We start from the raw sequence: 5,627 nt of genomic DNA on the forward strand, positions 1-5,627 counted from the left end.
TTTGCTGAAGCACCAAAAAGCCCTTGCCGAGAGGGGGCCGTCCATACATGACGATCTGGACCAGTGCTACGGCTTCTGCTTCTCCAACTTCGTCAGCGTGCCCGTGCCGTTCGTCTCGGTGGCTGCATAACTGACCCTGTCGCCGGCATGGACCGCCTCCAGCATTGCCGCGTCCTTCGCCTTGTACTCCTGGAGCGCGCCGGCGTTGCCTGAGCTGGCGCCGACCGTGCCTTTCTGCGTCTGCTGGATCGAGATCGTGCCATTGAGCCGATCGATCCGCGTGACCATTCCGGTCATGTCGTCGGCAAAGGCGCTGGATGCGAGCATGGTGATGACCGCAGCGCCCGCGAAGCTGAATTTTGTAGTTCCCATCGAGGCCTCCCGATGTCCTGATCGGATGTCTTGGATTGACTTCGACAAGACATCCTGGAGCGATTTGGTTCCGCCAGATAGCGCGGCGAAAGGTTAACGATCGCGCTGATATCACGGGAACTTTGGTGAGCCGTCAGCGAGCCTGACGCTATTCCATTTCCTGCTGGATCACGCGCCCGAGCGCGAACAGGCGCTGGTCGATCGTGGTCGGAACCTCGCAGACGAATCGCACCACTTTGTGACGATCCTCGAAAATGCGGGTCTTCCAGATCAGTTCGTTGCTGAGCGCCTCGACCTTGGCATCGTCGCGCGGCGTTGCGCCCTGGAGCGCCTGGAGCGCCAGCGTCTCCTCACGGATCTTGTCGGCGGCCTCGCGCTGCTTGCGGCTGACGCGTTCGAGCCCGTTCATCACCTGGGAGCGCTGGGCGTTGAGCGTGTCGAACAGGCCGGCGAACAGCAGTTTGGCATTCGCGGTCTTGTCGGACGCGGAGGCGGCCAGAAACTCCTTCACCGACTTCTCGGCCTCGTCGAGCGGCGTCTTGCGCGCCGACAGCTTTGCGACCAGCGCGCTGATCTTGGCATCGTCCTTCCATTTGTTCTGGACGTCGTCGAGCGGCGGGCCGGCCCAGACAGCCGCCAGCGAAATCTCCGGCACCTTGGCCTGGGTGCAGGGCCAGTCCGGATAGCGCGAATCGGCCGCGCGCGTGGCCGTGCTCGACAGCGCAATTGCCATGGCAGCCAGAAGCAGAACCTTCATCCTTCGCCTCCCGCAGGCCCGCGTCGCGCCAGCCCGCGCGACGGATCATAGGCGAAAATCGCACCGATCATGAAGACGATTGTGCAGATCGCGACCACCGCCAGCGAGACCCAGTTGATCTGTCCATACAACGCAAATCGTATCAGCTCGACCGCATGAGTGAACGGATTGGCCTCGCAGAGGTAATACAGATAAGGGCTGCCCTCCTGGACCCGCCAGAGCGGATAAAGCGCGGAGGAGGCGAAGAACATCGGGAAAATGACAAAATTCATGACGCCGGCGAAGTTTTCCAGCTGCTTGATGCCGGAGGAGATCAGCATCCCGAGCGAGCCCAGCATCAGCCCGGACAGGATCAGCGCCGGCAGCACGGTGAGATAGCCCGACGGGGGTGGCGTGATGTCCCAGAACCAGGCGATCAAGAGGAACGCATAGACCTGGAGCAGCGACACCGCGGTGCCCGCGAGCAGCTTGCAGAACAGCAGGAACCCGCGTGGCAGCGGGCTGACCAGCAGTGTGCGCATATTGCCCATCTCGCGGTCATAGACCATCGACAGCGAGGACTGCATGCCGTTGAAGAGCTGGATCATCGCCATCAGTCCGGGCGCGATATAGACCTCGTAGAGGATGTAGGTCTCATAGGGCGGGATGATGGAAATGCCGAGCACCTGGCGGAAGCCGGCGGCGAAGATGAACAGCCACACCAGGGGCCGCACCAAAGCCGAGACGAAGCGCTCGCGCTGATGCAGGAAGCGCAGGCCCTCGCGCCAGACGATACCGGTGAGGCAGGTCATGTACTCGGCGAACGAGAAGCCGCGCGGCGCCTCGCGCGTGGTGATGCTGCTCATGCGCCGCCTCCCGGCATGGTTTGCGCGCCGGTCAGGCACATGAAGGCGGTGTTGACGTCCTGCGCGCCAGCTTCGGTGATGACGCGGCTCATCGGGCCCTGCGCCAGCACCTTGCCCTGGTGCAGCACCACGAGATCGTCGCCGGGCATGATCTCGTCGAACAAGTGCGTGGCCCAGAGCACGCCGATGCCTTGCTCGGTCACGAGCTGGCGGACATGGCCGATGATGTCGGCGCGCGCCTTGACGTCGAGGCCGACGGTCGGCTCGTCCAGCAACAGCAGCCGCGGCCGGTGCAATAGCGCCCGTGCGATCTCCAGCCGCCGCATCTGCCCGCCCGAGAGGTCGCGCACCTTGCTGCCGGCGCGCTCTTCGAGCCCGATGCGGCCGAGCAGCTCGGCGCTACGTGCAGCCGCCTCACGCCGGCTGATGCCGTGCAGCGCGGCGTGATAGAGCAGGTTCTGCGTCAGCGAGAGGTCGAGATCGAGCGTACGCGGCTGGAACACGACACCGAGCAGCCGCAGCGCCTCGCCAGGGCTCTTGCTGATGTCGTGACCGAAGATGGAGACACGACCAGCCTGGATGCCGAACAGGCGCGTGATCAGTGAAAATAGCGTGCTCTTGCCGGCGCCGTTGAGGCCGAGCAACGCCGTGAAGCTCGCCGGCTGCACGTTGAAGGAGACATCGGTCAGCGCCCGTCGCGGCCCGTAAGAATGGCTGACGCCGTCGATCGACAGCGCCGGCACCGCGGCCGCTTCCGGCCTCGAGGTCTCGCGCGGCTCACCGATGGGGGCAGGGCTGGTCATGGCGCGATCGCGACGCCCCACGGCAGTTCGCCCACTTGAATTGTCTTGATCACTTTTTGCGCGGCGACGTCGATGACGGACACGTCGTTGGACACGCCATTGGTGGTGAGCAGGTATTTTTCATCCGGCGTGAACGCCATGTGCCAGACCCGCTGTCCGACCAGCAGATATTTCGTCACCTTGCGCGTCGCGACGTCGACAACGGCGATGCGGTTGGCGGGGCCGAGCGCGATGAAGGCGGTCTTGTCGTCCTTGGTCATGCCGATGCCGACCGGCTGGATCGCCTCTTTCCGCAGGCCCGGAATCTCGAAGGTGACCTTGCCGATCACCTCGTGCTTCCCGGGATCGATGATCGAGACGGTGCCGCCAATCTCCGAAGACACCCACAATTCCGAACTGTCATGCTTGAACTCGGCAAAGCGCGGCCGCGCATCGACCAGCACATTGGCAACGATCTGGCGCGAGGATGTGTCGATGAAATGCGCCATGTTGGTCGTCTCGGACGTGTTGATCAGCATCTTGCCGTCGGGGCTGATGGTCATGCCCTCGGGCTCGACGCCGACCTGGATGTCGCTGAGCCGGGCGCGCTTCTCGAGATCGATCACGGTCACCGTGTTGTCGTTCTCGTTGGCGACGTAGAGGACCTTTCCGGCGGCATCCTGGGCGAACAATTCAGGGTCGGGGCCGGAGGGCAGGCTGTCCACCACGCTTTGCGTCTTGGCGTCGATCACCTGGATGGTGTCGTCGTCGCCGACCGCGACCATCACGAACTTGCCGTCGCGTGTGAAATCGATGCCACGCGGGCGCTGGCCGACCTTGATGGTCTTGGTCACGGTCCAGCTGTCGGTATCGATCACCGACACCGTGTTGCTCTTCTCGTTCGAGACATAGGCGATGAACGCATGCGCGGGCGCTACCGCCAGCGTCAGTCCGGACAAGAGCCCCACACGCCACATGCGCAACATCTGCGTCCTCATTTCAGCTTGCATTTGCTCTCCGGGCGGTCATAGCCAAGCGTGTCGAGCTCGGAGACCTGGTGCAAGAATCCCTCCTGTGGCGACACCGTTACCACCATGCGGCCGTCGACCAGCAGGATCGGCTGGCGAAGCTGGAGATTCCAGTCGCGCAGGGTGAGCCGCGTGCCCTTGAAGGCAGCGACCGAGAAATCCGGGCCCTTGATGAAATCGGTGACTTTCTTGACGTCGCCGGAATTGGTGCGCGAGGTGGCTTCGCCGATCATGCGCACCGCGGTCCAGGCCTGCATGTCGAGCGCGGTCATGCGCCGCGAATTCAGCTTGACGAAGCGATTCTGCATCTGGATCGCGCCCCACTGGTCCTGCGCGGCATCCCAGCTGCGCGGCACGAGGCCGGCCGAGCCCGCGACGGGGCGCGGATCCCAGGTGCGATAGGGCAGATACGCGCCGAACACCTCGCTCTCGTCGGCGACAACGAGCACGTCGTACGCCGGGGCCTGCTGCGTGAACACCGGCATCTGGCGCTGGATCAGCGTCACGCCGGAGTCAGTCCGGCGCGCGCCGCCTTTGTCCTCGAAGGTGCGCTCCTGCACGATCTTGGCGCCGAACCGCGTTGCGGTGCGCCGGAGCGCATCGGCGAACAGCTTGTCCTCGTCATGCGAGCCGACCACCAGCAGCCAGCGCTTCCACTGCTTCCACACCAGATATTGCCCGAGCGCATCCGCCAGCATCGCGCGCGTCGGCGCGGTGTGGATGACGTTGGCGCGGCAATCAGCCTCGCGCAGCCGCTCGTCGATTGCGCCGACGTTGAACAGCAGGGTGCCGCGATCGCGCAAGGCGTCCGAGACTTTCAGCAGCGCATCGGCCGGCAGGTCGGCGATGATGAAGCCGTTCTTCTCGGCGAGCGCGGTCGCGGCCTGGACCGGATCCTCACCTTCCTTGATGCGGCGCTCCTCCAGCGTAAAGCGCTGGCCCAGGAATTTCCCGGTGGTGTTGTTGTCCTCGATGGCGAGACGGACGCCGGCGACGCCGTCATTCTCCGCAGGCTGCTCGACCAACGATAGCGTCGATCTGGTGCCGGCGACGCCGAGATAGCCGACGCCGATCGTAACAGGGTCCGCCGCGAGCGCGCTCGTCGCGGCAACACCCAAGCCGATCAGGCCGACCAACCATCGGATCATGTTTCCTCCGGACGATCTCTCCGGCTTGACCGCCGTTGGAGAATTGTCTCTGCTAAAGCATGACCAATTTGTCAGGGCATGCAACCCCGCATTTCGTCCTCGCGCGCATGGGGACTGGAATCACGATCGTGCGAGCGCTGATATGTCTGGCCGCTTTGCTGTTGACCGGATCGGTCGCGCTCGCCGACCCGCCGAAACTGGCGGTGTTCGATTTCGAGCTGATCGACACCAGCCTGCCCGGCGAGTTCTACGGCTCGAGACCCGAGCTGGCGCGGCTGGAGCGCATCAGCGAGCAGCTGCGCAAGGAGCTGGCTGATTCAGGCAGGTTCCAGGTGCTCGACATCGCCCCAATCAGGGATGCCGCCCGTCACGCGAACTTACAGGCTTGCGGCGGCTGCGACCTCAAGCTCGCCGGGCAGCTCGGCGCGGAGCTGGAGATCACCGGCCTCGTCCAGAAGGTCTCGAACCTGATCATCAACCTGAACATCTATCTGCGCGACGTGAAATCCGGCAACATGATCACGGTCGCCAGCGCCGACATGCGCGGCAACAGCGATGAATCCTGGACGCGAACGATGAGCTATCTGATCCGCAACCGTTTGCTGGCGCCGAATTACGGGCGACCGGAGTAGAGGGCTTGTTCGCCTCTCCCCGCCTGCGGGGAGAGGCCGGAATTTGCGAAAGCAAATTCCGGG

Annotated in this window: 7 protein-coding genes; 1 reads left to right on the plus strand and 6 read right to left on the minus strand. The window is 64.0% G+C overall.

The window, feature by feature from the left end; translation table 11 throughout:
- Positions 1-66: 66 nt before the first annotated feature.
- The 6 genes from AAE027_RS39250 to AAE027_RS39275 form a co-directional block, all read right to left on the minus strand.
- Positions 67-372 carry a copper-binding protein gene (locus AAE027_RS39250; RefSeq protein ID WP_370991141.1) on the minus strand — a complete coding sequence of 102 codons (306 nt, stop codon included), beginning with the start codon at positions 370-372 and terminating at the stop codon, positions 67-69.
- Between the two features lie 148 nt (positions 373-520).
- A complete protein-coding gene (locus AAE027_RS39255; RefSeq protein ID WP_370991142.1) occupies positions 521-1,129 on the minus strand; it encodes a hypothetical protein in 609 nt (202 codons plus the stop codon).
- Complete coding sequence (locus tag AAE027_RS39260; protein ID WP_130211771.1) at positions 1,126-1,974, minus strand: ABC transporter permease; 849 nt, start codon at positions 1,972-1,974, stop codon at positions 1,126-1,128. Before AAE027_RS39260 ends, AAE027_RS39255 begins: the two co-directional genes overlap by 4 nt.
- Complete coding sequence (locus AAE027_RS39265) at positions 1,971-2,777, minus strand: ABC transporter ATP-binding protein (protein WP_370991143.1); 807 nt, start codon at positions 2,775-2,777, stop codon at positions 1,971-1,973. The genes AAE027_RS39260 and AAE027_RS39265 overlap by 4 nt, the downstream gene beginning before the upstream one ends.
- Positions 2,774-3,766, minus strand: a complete 993-nt coding sequence (locus tag AAE027_RS39270; RefSeq protein WP_370991144.1) for a YVTN family beta-propeller repeat protein — start codon at positions 3,764-3,766, stop codon at positions 2,774-2,776. The genes AAE027_RS39265 and AAE027_RS39270 overlap by 4 nt, the downstream gene beginning before the upstream one ends.
- On the minus strand, positions 3,751-4,932 hold the full coding sequence (locus AAE027_RS39275; RefSeq protein WP_370991145.1) for an ABC transporter substrate-binding protein: 1,182 nt from the start codon (positions 4,930-4,932) through the stop codon (positions 3,751-3,753). Before AAE027_RS39275 ends, AAE027_RS39270 begins: the two co-directional genes overlap by 16 nt.
- 59 nt (positions 4,933-4,991) lie before the next feature.
- Here AAE027_RS39275 and AAE027_RS39280 point away from each other — a divergent pair, with 59 nt between their 5' ends.
- Positions 4,992-5,564, plus strand: a complete 573-nt coding sequence (locus AAE027_RS39280; protein ID WP_091898400.1) for a DUF3280 domain-containing protein — start codon at positions 4,992-4,994, stop codon at positions 5,562-5,564.
- Positions 5,565-5,627: the final 63 nt, after the last annotated feature.

The organism is Bradyrhizobium sp. DN3 (genome assembly GCF_041357655.1).
In the GTDB taxonomy this organism is placed as follows: domain Bacteria; phylum Pseudomonadota; class Alphaproteobacteria; order Rhizobiales; family Xanthobacteraceae; genus Bradyrhizobium.